At 37.8% G+C, this 17959-nt stretch carries 10 protein-coding genes; 7 read left to right on the top strand and 3 right to left on the bottom strand.

Features of this window, described 5'->3' with window-relative positions:
* Positions 1-23: 23 nt before the first annotated feature.
* The 3 genes from NU09_RS04020 to NU09_RS04010 all read right to left on the bottom strand — a co-directional run bounded on the left by NU09_RS04020 (position 24) and on the right by NU09_RS04010 (position 8962).
* A complete protein-coding gene (locus NU09_RS04020; RefSeq protein WP_129749969.1) occupies positions 24-6200 on the bottom strand; it encodes a fibronectin type III domain-containing protein in 6177 nt (2058 codons plus the stop codon).
* A 478-nt stretch (positions 6201-6678) separates the two neighbouring features.
* A complete protein-coding gene (locus tag NU09_RS04015; RefSeq protein ID WP_129749968.1) occupies positions 6679-8262 on the bottom strand; it encodes a T9SS type A sorting domain-containing protein in 1584 nt (527 codons plus the stop codon).
* 166 nt (positions 8263-8428) lie between these two features.
* Positions 8429-8962 (bottom strand): hypothetical protein, encoded by a 534-nt coding sequence (locus tag NU09_RS04010; protein WP_129749967.1) that lies wholly within the window; start codon positions 8960-8962, stop codon positions 8429-8431.
* Between the two features lie 166 nt (positions 8963-9128).
* On the opposite strand from NU09_RS04010, the gene ychF reads away from it, so the two are divergent.
* The 7 genes from ychF (at position 9129) to NU09_RS03975 (ending at position 17934) form a co-directional block, all read left to right on the top strand.
* Positions 9129-10223, top strand: a complete 1095-nt coding sequence (gene ychF, locus NU09_RS04005; protein WP_129749966.1) for a redox-regulated ATPase YchF — start codon at positions 9129-9131, stop codon at positions 10221-10223.
* A gap of 75 nt (positions 10224-10298) precedes the next feature.
* Complete coding sequence (locus tag NU09_RS04000) at positions 10299-10976, top strand: hypothetical protein (protein ID WP_129749965.1); 678 nt, start codon at positions 10299-10301, stop codon at positions 10974-10976.
* Between the two features lie 102 nt (positions 10977-11078).
* Complete coding sequence (locus NU09_RS03995) at positions 11079-11618, top strand: NADPH-dependent FMN reductase (protein WP_129749964.1); 540 nt, start codon at positions 11079-11081, stop codon at positions 11616-11618.
* Positions 11602-12282 (top strand): TIGR02117 family protein, encoded by a 681-nt coding sequence (locus tag NU09_RS03990; RefSeq protein WP_129749963.1) that lies wholly within the window; start codon positions 11602-11604, stop codon positions 12280-12282. The genes NU09_RS03995 and NU09_RS03990 overlap by 17 nt, the downstream gene beginning before the upstream one ends.
* 29 nt (positions 12283-12311) lie before the next feature.
* Positions 12312-13289 carry a transglutaminase domain-containing protein gene (locus NU09_RS03985; RefSeq protein WP_129749962.1) on the top strand — a complete coding sequence of 326 codons (978 nt, stop codon included), beginning with the start codon at positions 12312-12314 and terminating at the stop codon, positions 13287-13289.
* A 113-nt stretch (positions 13290-13402) separates the two neighbouring features.
* A complete protein-coding gene (locus NU09_RS03980; RefSeq protein WP_129749961.1) occupies positions 13403-15259 on the top strand; it encodes a DNA topoisomerase IV subunit B in 1857 nt (618 codons plus the stop codon).
* 35 nt (positions 15260-15294) lie between these two features.
* Complete coding sequence (locus tag NU09_RS03975; RefSeq protein WP_129749960.1) at positions 15295-17934, top strand: DNA gyrase/topoisomerase IV subunit A; 2640 nt, start codon at positions 15295-15297, stop codon at positions 17932-17934.
* Positions 17935-17959 lie beyond the last annotated feature (25 nt).

The following is a 17959-nucleotide window of genomic DNA, read 5'->3' as shown; positions in this document are numbered from 1 at the left end:
CTTTGTCATACCTTAAGTATATCTTAGTCTTCTCTGTTGATGTAAACCCAGCCTGTTTTGTTGGTACCATCGTTTAGCTCAAGTGAGTAGAAATAAGTACCTGTAGGAAGTTCTTTTCCGTGCTCGTCAAGTCCATACCACTCGTTAGTATAATCCGTTTTACTGTAAACCTCTTTACCATAACGGTTAAAGATGCTCAGTTTGGTTACACCAAATCCTCTAAGGTCGAACCTGTCATTCATATCATCACCATTTGGAGAGATACCACGAGGGATTAGACAGGCTATACTTTCAACACTCTGTACAAGGACAGAAGAACAGATATCACCACCTACAGGGGTAACGGTTACCATATAGTCACCTATCTCTTCAGCTGTAACTGTAAGGCCTGTACCTACCGTAGATCCGTTAGGGCCTGTCCATTCAATAACAGAGTTTTGTTCGTTGTAGTTGCTGTCAAGAGAAACTTCAAGAATATATAATCCACCTTCACAACCACCTGTTATACCAAGTACCGGAGTAGGAACAACACTTACCATAAAGCTGCTTTCGTCAGAACAGTCGGTACCTTCAACCTGAGCGTAGATATAAATCATCTGATCAGATGTTAACTCGGTACCTGCCACAAGCATTTCACCTGAACCTGCAGGACCTGTATAATAATTATTTCCTGCACTTAGAGCCGGTAATACATAACTATCACAAGTGGTAACATCTTCCATTATATCTGCAACAGGAAGAGGAGTAATGGTTACCTGAACAGCTTCGCTGGCAGTACATCCATTGCGATCTATTACAACTTCATATATACCATTTTCTGTAGCGGTAATAGTACTTCCTGTGTCTGGTAAAGCCGCACCCTCAAAAGTCCAGCTATATGTAGCTTCAGTAAGGTCAAAGTTAATAGGAGTTACTGTTATTGTAACGGTTTCACCTTCACACACATCAAAGTCTCCGTCTAAAGTGAATTGAGGAGGATTATTTTCAATAATAACATCAAAAGACCAAACTGTAAAACAATCACTACCATTTTCCTGTACTCTTACATAGATAGTCTGGTTAGTACTTGTTGTATAAGAGTCCGGTAAATTATCATCACCTCCAAGGTTTGCAGCCTCCTCAGTTAAATAGTAAGTAAACGTAAAGTTTTCAGGGTTTGTAAGCCCTGCAATAATATCCACCATACTATCAGGCAGGTTAAATGTAGCACTTCCTGTAGTATTACATACAGCAAGGTCGTTAGGTTCCTGCTCTTCAATTTCTTCAGCTAAACGAAGTAATACATTAGTATCTCTAACTAATAATTCTCCGTTACAGTTTGTATAGGTAGCGCGTGCAGTCATTGTTGTAGGCTCGGTTACACAAACAGTAATCTCTTCCTGATCACTATATGATACACCATCCTGAAGCCATTCAAACACAACATTTGAAGTTCCGTTTGGTGTAAATCTCCAAGCTTCTTCAGTAGCTGTCCAAGGACCTGTATTTCTTCCCGGCGGAACAAATGCCTCTGTGCCACCAGCATTTTGAAGACCTACAACACCGGCACCATTTTGCCAAGAAGTACAAGGGATTCTGTTACCTATATAAATTTCAATTACGTTTGATATTTCATAAAGGACTATCTGAGTTGTTTGTCCGCCAATAGCAGGGTCATTGTTACAACCGCCACTAAACTGAGCCACTTCAGAGAAGTTTACAACCAGTGCACGACAAGGATAGTTACCTAATACCTGGAAGTTAATATCAGGGTTTACTACATCATTATCAATGCTTGGATCGATATCCTGATAAACACCATAAATAGCATTTAGGATAGGGAATCCTGCATTAGGGATTGTTTGGTTAAATGACCAAGGACAATATCCGCTCGGGTTACCAGTATTAAATGTTACTACTCCGTTTGAACCAACAAGAACTTCTGAATAGATTTCTCCAAAGAAACAGAAATCAAAAGGAAGCTGTACAAGCGGCGACCAAACGTCGTCTGTACCAACTGATACCGGAGTACCACCCGTGAACGGGAACGGTGGAGCATAGTCAATACTTTCTATTTCGTAAGATGATGTTTCACCAGTTTGAAGATAATTTGCAGTAAGGGGAACACAGTTGTCTTCTTCCGGACAAATTACAATTTCACTATTAGGAAGTAATAGCTCAAGTTCAGGATCGAAAACCTCTACATTTGCACATCCAGGCGGGTTAAAGATAGAGAATACAAGCGGTCCTGCCCATAGGCTTATATCTGTCTCGCTACAAAGAGCTCTTACGTAAAATTCATAGTATACACCTTCTTCAATATCAAGAGTGTAAGTAGGATCATCAGTAACAATTACCGATTCAGCAGGAGTTTGGCCAGGATTACCTGTACCCATTGGTTGTATAACAACTTCCCATTGTGTTTCACTACCTACCGGAGTCCATGATAGTTCTACAAATGATGTACCCTGCATTCCTGAAGAAAGTAAATCTACAGGAGCCGGACATGTAAGTATTTGTAATATTACATTATCTACCGCAGCAGGAGGGTTTGTTCCAACACTACCGTCATTTCTCCATTCGAATACTAAACGTAAAGTTTGTCCCTGATAAGAAGATGCGTCAAATATATATGTTTCTGTAGTCCAGGTACTACTTTGGTTAAAGTTACCTCCGTACTGAACTCCTCCACTGTTTCCGGTTGTTATCATTGTACCAGGAGTAGGAGTGTAAGTAACCGGTACTATCCATGCTTTTAAGTAGTCACAGCAGCTTTCTCCCATGGCAAGCCAATCAAACTGAAGGATAGCCTCACCAACACCCGTAGCCGGTATTGCGATATCCCTGTATGCATGTACAGTTGACGATGAATTGTTTGTATAAGCATTACTTGTACCACTATCATTAGAAATGTAAAGTGAACTTGTAGGGCTGTTACTCACTGCAGTGCCAACTACCCATTGGTTAGGTTGTGTACCATTATTAAGTGTCCATTCTACAGTGCCTTCAAAATCATCATAGAAATTAGTATCGGCAGGTATTTGTGTTGTATTGAATACTAACGGACCTACCCAGAAACTGTAATCATCTGTACCACAATTGCTTCTTACCCAAATATAATATGTCGTTGAAGGATCTAATCCATCTAAATCTACAGTTGTAGGGTCTACGTTATCTGTTACTACCGCATCCGGAGCAGGAGAGGTATTTGATGTAGAAAGATAGTAATCATAACTATCCGGTAGATCTGTAGGTGGGTTCCATGTCACTGTAGCAGAATCTTCTGTGATATTAGAAACCGCTAAACCATCCGGTGCAGGACATGTTATTACAGATACATTAACATTATCAACAGCAGCAGGAGGATTTGTACCCACACTACCGTCGTTTCTCCATTCAAAAATAAGTCGAACTATTTGTCCTGGCGCATAACCGGAAGCATCTACTACATAATTGGCAGTTGTCCAGTTTGCATTCATGTTAAGGTTACCCGGAGAAATTTGTGAACCACCACTATTTGCAGCTGTTATCATTGTACCAGGAGTAGGAGTGAAGGTTATAGGAACCATCCAAACTCTTAAATAGTCACAACATGATTCACCTACCGCTTTCCAATCGAAAGAAACACTTATTTCACTTATTGCTGTAGCAGGCATCTGCAAGTCTCTGTAAGCATGGACTACAGAACTAGTGTTGTTTGTAAATGCATTAGAAACACCATTATCGTTAGTTATGTATAAAGAGCTTCCTGTACCGTTACTTGTAGCAGTACCAACAATCCATTTATTAGGTTGTGTACCGTTATTTAATGTCCATTCTACCGTACCGTCTTCAAAATCATCGTAGAAGTTTAAGTCGGCAGGAATTTGAGGAGTATTAAACGCTAATGGTCCAACCCAGAAACTATAATCGTTTGTTCCGCAATTGCTTCTTACCCAAACAAAATAACCTGTAGAATCGTCAAGAGGATCTAAAACAGCAGTTGTTCCCGGTACATTATCAGTAGGAACTGTAGCATCTGTTGGAGGTGTATTTGTTGTTGATAAGTAGTAGTCAAAAGTAGGTGAAACCGATGAAGGTCCTGTCCATGAAATTGTTGCCTGATCTATTTGCAGATCATCAAGAACTAAGTTAGTAGGAGCAGGGCAGGTAATAACCGAAAGGTTAACATTATCTACCGCAGCAGGAGGGTTAGTGCCAATACTGCCATCGTTTCTCCACTCAAATATTAATCGCATTACCTGGCCTGAATAAGCAGAAGCATCTACTACATAGTTTGCAGTAAGGAAGTTTGAATTCATGTTTTGGTTACCACCAAACTGAGTTCCTCCACTTGCAGCCGCAGTAATTTGTGTGCCCGCTGTAGGTACAAATGTTGCAGGTACGACCCATACTCTTAGATAGTCACAGCAAGATTCACCAACTGCTCTCCAGTCATAAGAAAGAAGTAACTGATCTACAGTTGCAGGCATCTGGATATCTCTATATGCATGTACTACTGAAGTAACAGTATTTGTAAATGAATTTGAAACACCTGCATCATTTGTTATATATAAGGAGTTACTACCTCCATTATTTACGGCATTACCTATTACCCATTGGTTAGGCGCTGTACCGTTGCTTAAACTCCATCCGGATGCAGCTTCAAAACCATCAGTAAAGTCCATGGCTGCAGGAAGCTGAGTTGTCATAAATATATATGGACCTGCCCATGCACTAAATGTACCGTTACCACAATCGCCTCTTACATAGTACTCATATGTAGTAGCTTCTGTAAACGGAGTACCTCCGGTTGTAGCTGTTACATTATAGTTACTGTTAACAGTGATGCCTGTGCCCGATCCGGCAGGTATACCTGTACCTACAGGTTGAACAACAATTTCCCATTCTGTTGAACCATTTGCATTCCATGAAAGATCTGCTGAGTCATTATCAATATTTGTTGCAGATAAGTTTGTAGGAGGAGGACAGTTTACAACCTGTACTGTTAATGTATAAGGTGTAGACTGAGGTGTAGCCCAAGTAGAAATTACTATATAATATGTTGTTCCTGATAATACTGATACTGTTGGAAGGGAAACAGGTGTTGTAGCGTTACCCACTCCACCAGCTAAACAGTTAACACCAATATCTGCACAATCATCATAAACAAAAATACCGGCAGCATTGCCAGTACCTGTCATATCTATACTAATTACTCCGTCGGCAGTTGCAGTATAAGCATATACTACATCATCACCATTAAGATAATTGTTTGTTGTACCACAGCCTGATGCCCCCGGTGAACCACTGTAGTCGTCTCCATAGTTTGAGGTGTTATCTGTAGTAGAATAAGGCAATGTCGTTATTTCTATAGGAGCCCCGCAAGTTTCGCCAAGGGCTGCCGTACTAAAGTTTAGCGGACCTGCCCATGCACTGTAGTTTCCTACACCACAAACAGAACGCACATAAAATTTATAGTTTGTATCAGGATCAAGATTTTCTGCAGTATAAGGAAGGAGGTCTGAGTAAACTTCTCCTATACCTGTTGAAGGTAAAGCGGCTTCTATTACTTCAATTTCCCATGAAGTAACACCTGCCGGGCTTGTCCAGTTTAATTCTGCAGAGTCTAGCCCGATATTAGCAACTGTTAAGGCAGTGGGAGGTAAACATTCTTCAACAATTCTTACATAGTCAATAAGCCATCTGTCGTCATCGTCACCTATCATTACGAAGGCCAGATATACAGACTGCCCGCCAAGACCTGTAAGTTGTACAGTTTTTTCGGTATATTCCTGCTGTACAGGGTTGATTTGTGTTTCAGTCCACTGAGTTATTTGTGTATAAGCGGCTAAGTTAGAAGGGTCTGGGTCTGTAGATACCATTATACGGTAAAGACCACCCTGATCACCATTTACACCCAAACGAGAATAAAAAAGTAACTGTGGGTTATCAGGCAAAGTTACAAGAGGGGTAACTAACCAGTCTTGTGGTGTCGGATCGGTATCCGGCACGTTTTCTCTGTCTACCATTGCAGAGTAAGTGCCCTCGTAGGCAGGGAATGGTTCGGCTGTACCGCCTGGTGTCTGTACCCAATCTTTTAAGGTTCCAAAACCATTATCATAAACATTCCATCCGGCAGGCGGAAATGTTCCTTCAAAGTCTTCGGGTGCATCCGGCAACTGTGCAAAAGAACACATGGAAATTAATGATAAAAAAATTAAGAATGTAATTTTTCTCATAGATTAATATTTAGTTTGTTAAAAGGGTTTTAAATTTATAAAAAATTAAGGCACATTTTGTGTTAATTATCACACTGTAGCTTTAATATAAAGAAATTAAACAAAAAATAACTATAAAGTTAGATAATGATTTTTTGTGTTATAAATAACAAAATATGTTAAAAAGTTTAGAATTTTAAAATTATTAATATAAAATGCTAAAATTGAATATTTGTTATTTAAAATATGGATTAAGAGGTGTTAATTGTTAATTTACTAAACTTTTACCTTAAATTAACATTTTGGCTTTATTGTATTATTTGTTTATTAATTTTATTAAAAAATAAAAATTATAAGAAAAATAGTATTTTTTAAATACCTATTTAGCTAAAAAAGGGTATAAAATAATGTTGAGTATTATGAAAAAAAGCGTGTAAGACAAAAAAAGCCCTTTATGTTCTTCAAAAACATAAAGGGCAGTATATACAGATTAGCAGTTCTAAATTTTAATGAATTTGATAGAGGAGTATCCTTCAGGTTTTATAATGTATGTCCCTTTGGATAAATCGCTAATGTCAATACTTTCATTAGGCTGGATTTCAAAATCCTTTACCTTTTGGCTTAGTGTATTGTATATAGATCCTTTACTATTTTCCTGTATACCATTAATATGTATATAGTTGGCAGATGGGTTAGGATATATGGCAACATCGGTAATATTGTTTTGTTCTACACCTAATGAGTTGGTACTCAATTTTGCCATATAGCTAAAGTTTGTAAACTCGTCAAATTCATACTCTATATTGTCAAAAAGGGTAGTGCCATTACTTATCCCTGTAACAAAAATGTCTCCTGATTCACTTACAGCAATATTATCAACTCTGCTTTCACCACTTCCATTTATAGTCTTTACAAGGGTTAAATTTCCCTGTGGTGTGTACTTTAAAATTAAAGCATCACTGCTAAAACCATCTGTATTAGTTATTACTCCATTACCCCAATCGGTTTCCCATCTTGTTTTTCCGGTTATGTATATGTTTCCTTCGTTATCAGTATTAAGATAATTTCTATTGCCCAACTCTGCATTTCCTATGGTTCCGGGAACTTCTCTTACCCACTGGTATGTACCCTGTGCATTAAGTTTAGCCAGGAAAAAATCAACAAAAGCATTTCCTCCATCAGTTGTTATATCATCAAACATTAAACTGTCGAAAAGATAAGAACTGAAATAAATTTCATCATCACTATAAGCAACTACCTGTGGTGCAGGGCAGGTAATATCTTCTACATATTTTAACCATTGGTATTCACCTGTATTATTATATTTTACAACATAAGTATTATAGTTAAAGTTCTCTCCTGTGGGAGGTACTGCTACACCCGCATAAGTTGCATTTATTGTTGCACATGATCCTGCAGCATAAATATTGCCGCTGGGATCCACACTAACAGAAGTGATTCTGTTTACATTGTTCTGTGTAATTGTAAACAGTTCATCTCCTTCAGGTGTTAGTTTTGTAATAAAGGAGTTAAAAAAGTTGTCGTAAGCTATATAGATATTATTATTACTATCGGTAGTGACACCTCTAAAATCAGTTACAACATCCCATTCTTCGGCATTTTCCATAACAGGTTCATAATACCAAAGCAGTTCTCCGTTACTGTCTAATTTTATTAGTAACAATTTTGTCTGAAAAGGTATTGGAGCGGTAATGCTAGTGTTGTTAATTGTTATGTTATCCTGAAATCCAACTGCCATAAGTGTGTTGTCGTCAGTATCAATCTTTAAATTAAAAATAGCGCCTGTTCCATTGAATATTTTAGAGAAAACCACTTCTCCTTCTGTGTCATATTTATTGTATAAAAGGTTTCCCATTATTTCCGGAGAGCAAGGAGTACCATTATTCATGAATCCGGCCATATATATGTTTCCTGAATTGTCTATGGCATTAACATAGCCTACCATGTCCGGATTAAAACTTAATTCAAATTCAGGAGTAACAACCCAGGTAAATGTTGTTTCCTGTGCCTGAGATAATAGGCTCATAAAAAGAGCAGAAAGTAAAGTAATTATAGTTTTCATTGTATCCTTTTTTATTCAAAATTATATAACCTGTTGGCTTGTAGTTAAAAAAAGGACAGAGGTGATATATTAGTTAGAATTTAAATGTTTTTGTCGAGAATTTGATAAAGCATAAAAAATCCCCACTATAAGAGGGGATTTTTTAATAGCAATTTTTGGGTTAATCTTACTGTTTTACTCTTGTATACCTTTGTATGGTAATATTGTCTGACTTATCATCATATGTCTCAATAACCAGATTTCCCTGAGTATCAAAATAACTTACAGAAATCTTGTCTTTTGTCCTATATATATAACTGTTGTTTGATGTCCTTCTCATTACACCTACATCTTTGTTAGACGGATTCATTATATGATATCCGGTTTTATCGGCAACAAGGGTGTAAGTTCTGTCATCATATATATAGCTTATTTTTTTACCAATCTCTGTAGGAGGAGTGTAGTCTCCGGCTACAGTAGTGGTTTCTGTAACTTTAACAGGCGTAGGTTTAATATCTTTATTTAATGCTTTAGATTGTGCATTTTTAAGTTCGATATCCTGTACCGCTTCTGTTTTTTGGGTTTTTACAATTTTCTTAGGTTCTGCTGTACCATCATCAACCGTTACAGTTGTTGTCTTGGTTTCTTTTGTTACATTGGTGTTTTGTGCATTAAGCGTAAAACCTATGGCCAGCACCAACATTGTTATTAGCTTTTTCATAATCTCATAGCTTTTTAGGTTATTATACAAAGTTAACCACCACATGTTAAATATATTTTTAGATAAACCTAAAGTATTGGTAAAACTTACAATTAAATTGGCAGCAGGGGGTTCTGTTATTTAATTTCAAAAACTTATATTTGCACCCTTAAAAAATCACTTAATAATGAAAGCAGGTATTGTAGGATTGCCAAATGTTGGAAAATCGACACTTTTCAATTGTTTATCTAATGCAAAAGCACAAAGTGCAAACTTTCCGTTTTGTACTATAGAACCTAATGTTGGTGTAGTAAACGTACCGGACCCGAGACTTCAAAAGCTTGAAGAGCTTGTTAACCCGGAGCGTGTAATTCCTGCAACTGTAGAAATTGTTGATATTGCCGGTCTTGTAAAAGGAGCGAGCAAGGGTGAGGGCTTAGGAAACCAGTTTTTAGGAAATATAAGGGAGTGTAATGCTATTATTCACGTGCTTCGTTGTTTTGATAACGACAACATAGTTCACGTAGACGGTAGTGTAAATCCTATAAGAGATAAAGAAACTATTGATATTGAGCTTCAGCTTAAAGATCTTGAGACGGTTGAAAAACGTCTTGAGAAAGCCAAGAAAACTGCTAAAACAGGAAATAAAGAAGCTCAGGTAGAAGCAGCTTTGCTTGAAAGAATAAGAGAAGCACTTTTACAAGGTAAATCAGCGAGAACTGTACAGCCTCAAAATCAGGACGAGGAAGAGCTAATAGAGCTTTTCCAGCTTATTACCACTAAGCCGGTACTTTATGTATGTAATGTTGATGAAGGTGCTGCTGCTACGGGTAATGCCTATGTAGAGAAAGTACGTGAAATGGTAAAGGATGAGAATGCAGAGGTTATGTTCCTTGCTGTAGGTACAGAAGCTGATATTACTGAACTTGAAACTTATGAAGAGCGCCAGATGTTCCTTGAAGACCTTGGTCTAAAAGAGCCGGGTGCAAGTGCATTAATTCGTTCTGCTTATAAGCTTCTTAGCCTTCAAACCTATTTTACTGCGGGTGTAAAAGAAGTTCGTGCATGGACTATCCAGATTGGAGATACTGCTCCTCAGGCAGCTGGTGTTATACACTCTGATTTTGAAAAAGGATTTATCCGTGCAGAGGTTATTGCTTATGATGACTATGTAAACTTTGGCTCTGAGTCTAAAGTAAAAGAAGCCGGTAAACTAAGAGTTGAAGGTAAAGAATATATCGTTAAGGATGGTGATGTAATGCACTTTAGGTTTAACGTATAATTATATAGAAAACAGAAATAAAAAAGCCCTGCAAACCAGCAGGGCTTTTTTTATATTTGATGAAATTCAATATTTATGAAAAAAATTACTTTTTTATTCTTTATAATTCTATTAATTGTATCCTGTAAAGAATCTGCGATGCATGAACTGTATGGAGTTGAGTTTTATTTTAAGGACGCCCAACCTGTTAAGGATTCTGAATTAAATTCTTTTCCTTTAAAATTCAGGGGAGTGTATACAATTACCGATAAGGAGCGGGATTTGTATATAACAGATAAGTACATCTATTATGAATACCTTATAAAAGGAAGTATAAATAAATCAGAACTAAGCTCTTTAAAAGATTCTGTAGTTTATAGTGATGGAAAACTTATTCTTGTCGAGAATGGTTTAAAAACGGTTTATGAGGCAAAACAGAAAGGCGATACCATTTATTTTAGCACAATGATAAGAGATACTGTTTTTGGTATTTCGGAGAATGATAAACTAAAGCATATAAAGGGAAGCCTTGTACTTAATAAGAAAGATTCGGTTTATTGGAATGTAAGGATATTATCCATGCAAAAGGATACTCTTATATGGAGTTATTTTTCGGCCAAGGAAGATTGTAAGATGTTGAAACCGATAGTGAAAGATATTACTATTAATGAGGATACAACTAAGGTGTTTTTACAACCTACACGAAGGGAGTTTGTTAAGCTACTTTCAAAGGGAACTTTTAATAGTAATATTTATATAAGGCAAAAGGAGTGAGTGCATACAAAAGTCTTTATTTATAATAATTTTGGCATAAGTAAATAAAAAAAATGCCCAATGTTTTAATAACTTTATCAATAATCAATAAAAGCCTTTATTATGAAAATACTTGCCTTTGGCGGAAGCAGCAGCAAAAATTCGATAAATAAAAAACTGGCAACCTATGCCGCAAACCTGTTTGAAGGAGGAAACGTTGAGATATTGGATCTTAACGATTATGAGCTGCCTTTATTTAGCGTGGATAAGGAGAAGGAAATAGGTAAGCCGGAACTGGCAGGGAAGTTTCTAGAAAAAATTGAGTCGGCAGATATTCTTGTTATTTCTGTGGCAGAACATAATGCGGGTATGACTGTTGCCTTTAAAAACATATACGATTGGGCTTCTCGTCAAAAGAAGGAAGTCTTTGCTAATGTACCTTTATTGCTAATGTCTACTTCACCCGGTAAAAGAGGAGGTGCAAGTTCGCTCGAAGCTGCACAAATAAGTCTTAAGTGGTATGGCGGTAATATTAAAGCTACATTCTCGTTGCCTTCCTTCAATGAAAATTTTGATGTTGAAGCGGGAGAGATATCCAATAAAGAGTATGATGCTGCGTTAAAGGATATTATACGCAACTTTGACTATGAGCAAAACGCTTAAAGGTATTTTTAAAATCATTAAGAAGCTTATTATAGGACTGTTATGTTTTATAGCAGTCTATATAATTGCAACCTTTGTATTATCATATATTCCGGTAAACACTGATGCTGAAAAAGGAGATATTGTTGTCTATGTAAACTCTAACGGGGTGCATACCGATGTTATAGTGCCTCTAAAGAATGATGTAAAAGACTGGACAGGGCAAATACTTTACAATGAGACAAAAGCTAACGATACTACAGCTAAGTATGTGGCTTTTGGCTGGGGAGATAAGGGGTTTTATCTAAACACCCCCAAATGGAGTGACTTAAAGGCAAGTACTGCCTTTAGGGCTGCATTTTATATGGGTACATCTGCAATGCATACAAGGTTTTACAAAACGGTAAATCAGGATGAAGATTGTGTGAGGCTTACCATAACAGAAGAGGATTACAGAAAGCTGGTTGATTACATCGAGAAAAGTTTTCAGTATGATGAAAACGGAGAGGTAATATGGATAGCCAACCGCAGTTATGGGCAATATGATGCTTTTTACAAAGGGGAGGGCAAGTACAATCTTTTTTACACCTGTAATACCTGGACAAACTGTGCTCTTAAGGCCGCTAACCAAAAGGCATGTCTTTGGACTACGTATGATAAGGCAATACTGAATAAGTATAAATAACTGGCAGGATTCTTGTTTTATTTAGGACTATGAAAAAACCTTTTTTTAGATTTACAGTGTTAATTGTTTTGTTTTTGGGCTTTTCTTTAAACGCTCAGGAATTTTCACATGTTGACTCTAAAGTAAGTTCCTATCCTGATTCTTTTTCCTCACTTGATAAGCTTGCAGAAAAGATAAATGCTGATTTCATCAAAGAGGATGAAAAGGCCCGTGCTATATTTACCTGGGTGGCACATCATGTAAGTTATGATATTGGGAAATATGGAGTTAACGAGCGCCCGGTAGGTTTTTCTTATCGTACTGAGGCAGAAAAACTTGAAAAACTGAAGGAGCTTAATGAAGATCTTGCTACGCGTACTTTAAAAACCCAAAAAGGGGTTTGTCAGGGGTATTGTTCATTGTTTGTGGCTATAGCCGAAAGGGTAGGTCTTGAAGCGGTAATAATACCGGGAACATCCAAGTCGCATATAGCACATATAGGTGATGGACCGGGCGCAAAAGACCATGCCTGGAATGCGGTAAAGATCAAGGGTGAGTGGAAGCTTTTAGACTTAACATGGGGAGCGGGAACAGCTACAGGCAGTCCACTTAGGTTTGAATATAATTTTAACGATAGTTACTTTTTTACCAGTCCGGATATATTCTTTTTAAACCATTTTCCTGATGAAAAGAAATGGCTTTTAACCGATAAAACAGAGAATGATTTTGCCGGATTACCCCTGTATTTTGGTAATTATCATAAGGGCAAATACGAATTGCTTAGTCCGCAACAGGGAATGATTACAGATAGGAAAGCTAATATCCTGCTGTTTAAAATTAAGAATATAAAACCACAGGATACCGTTGTATATGCTTTTAGCAAGAGCAAGCAGTTTAAGCATGTAAAACCTGTTTTTAATGGTAATATCGCTGAATTTAAAGTTCCGCTTGAGGTAGGCTCAAACGGTTATTTAATGTTGTATATTAACGAAAAATCAGTATTGGCATACCGCATAAACAGGGGATAACAGTTAAAAAACAAATAATGTACGAAAAGTTATTAGTCTCTTAATAAGTTTCTTTCGTACCACTTTCATTTTACCCTTATATATAATATATTAGCAGAAAATCCATAAATTTTATGCTGGAGCAGAATCAGTACACCGAAGACAACATTCGCTCATTAGACTGGAAGGAACATATCCGTATGCGTCCCGGTATGTATATTGGTAAGCTTGGAGATGGTTCTTCACCTGATGACGGTATCTACATCCTACTTAAAGAGGTTATAGACAACTCTATAGATGAGTTCGTTATGGGAACCGGGAAAACCATTGAGGTTACCGTAAAAGACAAAACCGTAAGTGTTCGCGACTTTGGCCGTGGTATTCCTTTGGGTAAAGTGGTAGACGTAGTGTCTAAAATGAATACCGGTGGTAAATATGATTCTAAGGCATTTAAAAAATCGGTAGGTCTAAATGGTGTGGGTACTAAGGCGGTAAACGCCCTATCCAGCTATTTTAGGGTAGAGTCGGTAAGGGATAACCAGCTTAAGGCTGCCGAATTCTCTGCAGGTGAACTTACCCAGGAGGAAGACCTTACAGAAACTACTAAACGAAAAGGTACCAAAGTAACCTTTTTGGCAGATGATGCTATTTTTAAAAATTACAAGTACCGTAACGAGTATATTGTAAAAATGCTTAAGAATTATTGTTACCTCAATACGGGGCTTACAATAATTTACAACGGTGAGAAATATTACTCTGATGAAGGACTTAAGGACCTTCTTGGCGAAACAATAAATGAAGATGACAGGATCTATCCTATAATCCATCTTAAGGATGATGATATAGAAATAGCAATGACGCATAGTAAAACTCAATACAGTGAGGAATATTATTCGTTTGTAAACGGACAGAACACTACACAGGGTGGTACACACCTTGGGGCTTTCCGTGAGGCTATAGTGCGTACTATAAAGGAGTTTTACAATAAAAACTTTGAAGCGGCCGATATTCGTAAATCTATTGTTAGTGCTATAAGCGTTAAGGTAGAGGAGCCTGTATTTGAATCGCAGACTAAAACCAAACTGGGTTCTACTGACATGGGGCCTAATCAGCCTACGGTGCGTACTTTTGTAAACGACTTTATTAAAACAAAGCTGGACAACTTCCTGCACCGTAACCCGGATGTAGCAGAAGCCCTGCTTAGAAAAATATTACAGGCAGAACGCGAGCGTAAGGAACTTTCGGGTATCCGTAAATTAGCAAGGGACAGGGCTAAAAAAGCCAGTCTGCATAATAAAAAACTACGCGACTGCAGGGTGCATCTTACCGATGCCAAGAACCCGCGAAGCCTTGAGAGTACCTTATTTATTACAGAGGGTGACTCGGCTTCGGGATCTATTACAAAATCAAGGGATGTAAATACACAGGCGGTTTTCAGCTTAAGGGGTAAGCCTCTTAACTCATATGGCATGACCAAGAAAATCGTGTATGAAAATGAGGAGTTTAACCTTTTACAGGCTGCTCTTGATATTGAGGAGGATATGGAAAACCTGCGTTACAACAACATTGTAATTGCAACAGATGCCGATGTTGACGGTATGCACATTCGCCTGCTGTTAATTACGTTCTTCCTTCAGTTTTTCCCTGAGCTTATAAAGGAAAACCATTTGTATATATTACAAACCCCTTTATTCCGTGTAAGGAACAAAAAGGAAACGATATACTGCTATTCAGACGAAGAGCGACGTAATGCGATTGAGAAACTGAAAGGTAAGCCTGAGATAACCCGATTCAAAGGACTTGGAGAGATTTCACCTGATGAGTTTCAGCATTTCATAGGTCAGGATATCAGGCTGGACCCTGTACTTATGGATAAAGCAACTTCTGTAGAAACCTTATTGGAATTCTATATGGGTAAAAATACACCGGACAGGCAGGAGTTTATTATCAACAACCTGAAGGTTGAGCTTGACGTCGTTGAAGAAAAATAAGAACATATTTCAAATTATAATTTGGAAGTAAATACATGGACGAAGAAAATTTAGAGCCCTTAGAAGGCGAACATTTTTACGAAAAGTCGGATAATCCGGACTCTCAGGATACCATTACCAAGGTAACGGGTATGTACAAAGACTGGTTCCTGGATTATGCTTCCTATGTTATCCTGGAACGTGCAGTACCAGCCATTGAAGATGGTTTTAAACCGGTACAACGCAGGATTATGCATTCCCTTAAAGAACTGGACGATGGCCGTTACAACAAGGTGGCTAACGTGGTAGGACATACCATGCAGTATCACCCGCACGGTGATGCCAGTATTGGTGATGCCATGGTGCAGATAGGGCAAAAGGACCTGCTTATAGATACTCAGGGTAACTGGGGTAATATCCTTACAGGCGATGGTGCTGCTGCACCCCGTTATATTGAGGCACGTCTTTCCAAATTTGCCTTAGAGGTATTGTACAGTCCTAAAATTACTACATGGCAGGCATCTTATGACGGACGTAAAAATGAACCGGTAAACCTTCCGGTTAAGTTTCCGCTTTTGCTTGCACAGGGAGCAGAGGGTATTGCAGTAGGTTTATCTACCAAGGTACTTCCGCACAACTTTAACGAACTTATAGATGCTTCCATAAAAATATTAAAGAATAAACCGTTTACAATTTATCCTGACTTTCCTACGGGTGGTGTAGCTGATATTTCAAACTACAATGATGGTATGAGGGGCGGCCGCGTTAGGGTGCGTGCCAAAATATCACAACTGGATAAAAGTACACTGGTAATTACCCAAATTCCGTTTACTACCAATACATCTTCTTTAATAGATAGTATTTTGAAAGCGAATGAAAAGGGTAAGATTAAAATACGTAAGATAGAGGATAATACCGCAGCAGATGTAGAAATACTTATACATCTTCCTGCCGGAGTATCACCGGATAAAACCATAGATGCATTATTTGCATTTACGGCCTGTGAAACTTCTATAGCGCCGCTTGGGTGTGTTATTGAGGATCACAAGCCACTGTTTATAGGTGTTAGTAACATGCTTAAGATTTCTACACACCGTACGGTGGATATGCTTAAGCGCGAACTCGAGATTCAGCTTGATGAACTGGAAGAACAATGGCATTTCCAGTCGCTTGAGCGTATATTTATAGAAAACAGAATTTACCGCCTTATTGAGGAGGAAGAAACCTGGGAAGGTGTAATTAAGGCTATTGATGAAGGTTTAAAACCTTTTACGAAACATCTTAAACGTGCCGTTACTGAAGAAGATATTGTGAGGCTTACCGAAATACGTATTAAACGTATCTCTAAGTTTGACATAGACAAGGCTCAGGAAAAGATTGAAGCCTTAGAAGGAGAGATAGAACAGGTAAAACACCACTTAGATAATATAATTGACTTTGCCATAAATTATTTCCAAAGCCTTAAGGATAAGTATGGTAAAGGCAGGGAGCGTAAAACAGAGCTTAGAAGCTTTGATAATATTGAAGCAACCAAAGTGGTTTTACGTAATACTAAGTTATATGTAAACCGTGAAGAAGGATTTATAGGTACCGGACTTAAGAAAGACGAATATGTTGCTGATTGTTCGGACATTGATGATGTAATTGTGTTCCTTCGTGATGGTAACATGATTGTTACAAAAGTAGATGTTAAGACCTTTGTAGGTAAAGACATTATTTATGTGGCAGTGTTTAACAAGAATGATAAGCGTACCATATATAATATGATTTACCGAGATGGTAAGTCGGGGCCATCGTATGTTAAGCGTTTTAATGTTACCAGTATAACCAGGGATAAAGCGTATGATTTAACTCAGGGTACGAAAGGATCACAAATACTCTATTTTTCAGGAAATCCTAACGGCGAGGCAGAAGTAGTTACTGTATTATTAAGACAGGTAGGAAGTATTAAAAAGTTAAAGCTTGATCTTGATTTTGCTACACTAGCCATAAAAGGCAGAACATCCAGGGGAAATACTGTTACCAAATATCCCATTAAGAGAATTGAGCTTAAGGAGAAAGGTATTTCAACCCTTAAACCGAGAAGGATTTGGTTTGATGATACCGTTCAGCGTCTTAATGTAGACGGTAGAGGAGAGCTACTTGGAGAATTCAGGGCAAACGACAGGCTGCTTATAATTAACCAGTCGGGTAAGCTGAAAACCATTGTTCCTGAGCTTTCCACTCACTTTGAGGAAGGAATGATAGTATTGGAAAAATGGATTCCTAAAAAGCCGATTTCCGCTATTTATTATGATGGTGAAAAGTCACGGTATTATGTTAAACGTTTTCTTGTCGAAAACGAAAATAGGGAAGAAGTATTTATAACTGAGCATCCTAATTCACAATTGGAAATTGTATCTACCGATTACAGGCCTGTTGCAGAGGTTATATTCTCTAAAGTAAAAGGAGTTCAGAAAGATAATATTGAAGTAGATCTTGAGGGCTTTATAGCTGTAAAAGGTATAAAAGCCTTAGGTAATCAGTTAACGGCAGATAAGGTAAAACAAATAAACCTGTTGGAATCATTGCCTTATGAGGAGCCTGAAGAGGAAGTTCCGGAGGAAATGGAAGTGAATGATGAAGTAGATCTTACTGATGAGAACAACACTATAACATTAGATGATGACGGACAGATAACGTTGTCACTCGATTAAAAAAAAAGCAGCCTGATGGCTGCTT

The organism is Flavobacterium beibuense, assembly GCF_004151245.1.
GTDB lineage: Bacteria > Bacteroidota > Bacteroidia > Flavobacteriales > Flavobacteriaceae > Flavobacterium > Flavobacterium beibuense_A.
Note: the sequence above shows the minus strand (reverse complement) of the source record. Positions and strands in the feature narration are given on the sequence as shown.

Excerpts from the sequence above, each read along its gene's own strand:
- NU09_RS04020 (WP_129749969.1), bottom strand. The coding sequence starts at position 6,200 with ATGAGAAAAATTACATTCTTAATTTTTTTATCATTAATTTCCATGTGT.
- NU09_RS04015 (WP_129749968.1), bottom strand. The coding sequence starts at position 8,262 with ATGAAAACTATAATTACTTTACTTTCTGCTCTTTTTATGAGCCTATTA.
- NU09_RS04010 (WP_129749967.1), bottom strand. The coding sequence starts at position 8,962 with ATGAAAAAGCTAATAACAATGTTGGTGCTGGCCATAGGTTTTACGCTT.
- ychF (WP_129749966.1), top strand. The coding sequence starts at position 9,129 with ATGAAAGCAGGTATTGTAGGATTGCCAAATGTTGGAAAATCGACACTT.
- NU09_RS04000 (WP_129749965.1), top strand. The coding sequence starts at position 10,299 with ATGAAAAAAATTACTTTTTTATTCTTTATAATTCTATTAATTGTATCC.
- NU09_RS03995 (WP_129749964.1), top strand. The coding sequence starts at position 11,079 with ATGAAAATACTTGCCTTTGGCGGAAGCAGCAGCAAAAATTCGATAAAT.
- NU09_RS03990 (WP_129749963.1), top strand. The coding sequence starts at position 11,602 with ATGAGCAAAACGCTTAAAGGTATTTTTAAAATCATTAAGAAGCTTATT.
- NU09_RS03985 (WP_129749962.1), top strand. The coding sequence starts at position 12,312 with ATGAAAAAACCTTTTTTTAGATTTACAGTGTTAATTGTTTTGTTTTTG.
- NU09_RS03980 (WP_129749961.1), top strand. The coding sequence starts at position 13,403 with ATGCTGGAGCAGAATCAGTACACCGAAGACAACATTCGCTCATTAGAC.
- NU09_RS03975 (WP_129749960.1), top strand. The coding sequence starts at position 15,295 with ATGGACGAAGAAAATTTAGAGCCCTTAGAAGGCGAACATTTTTACGAA.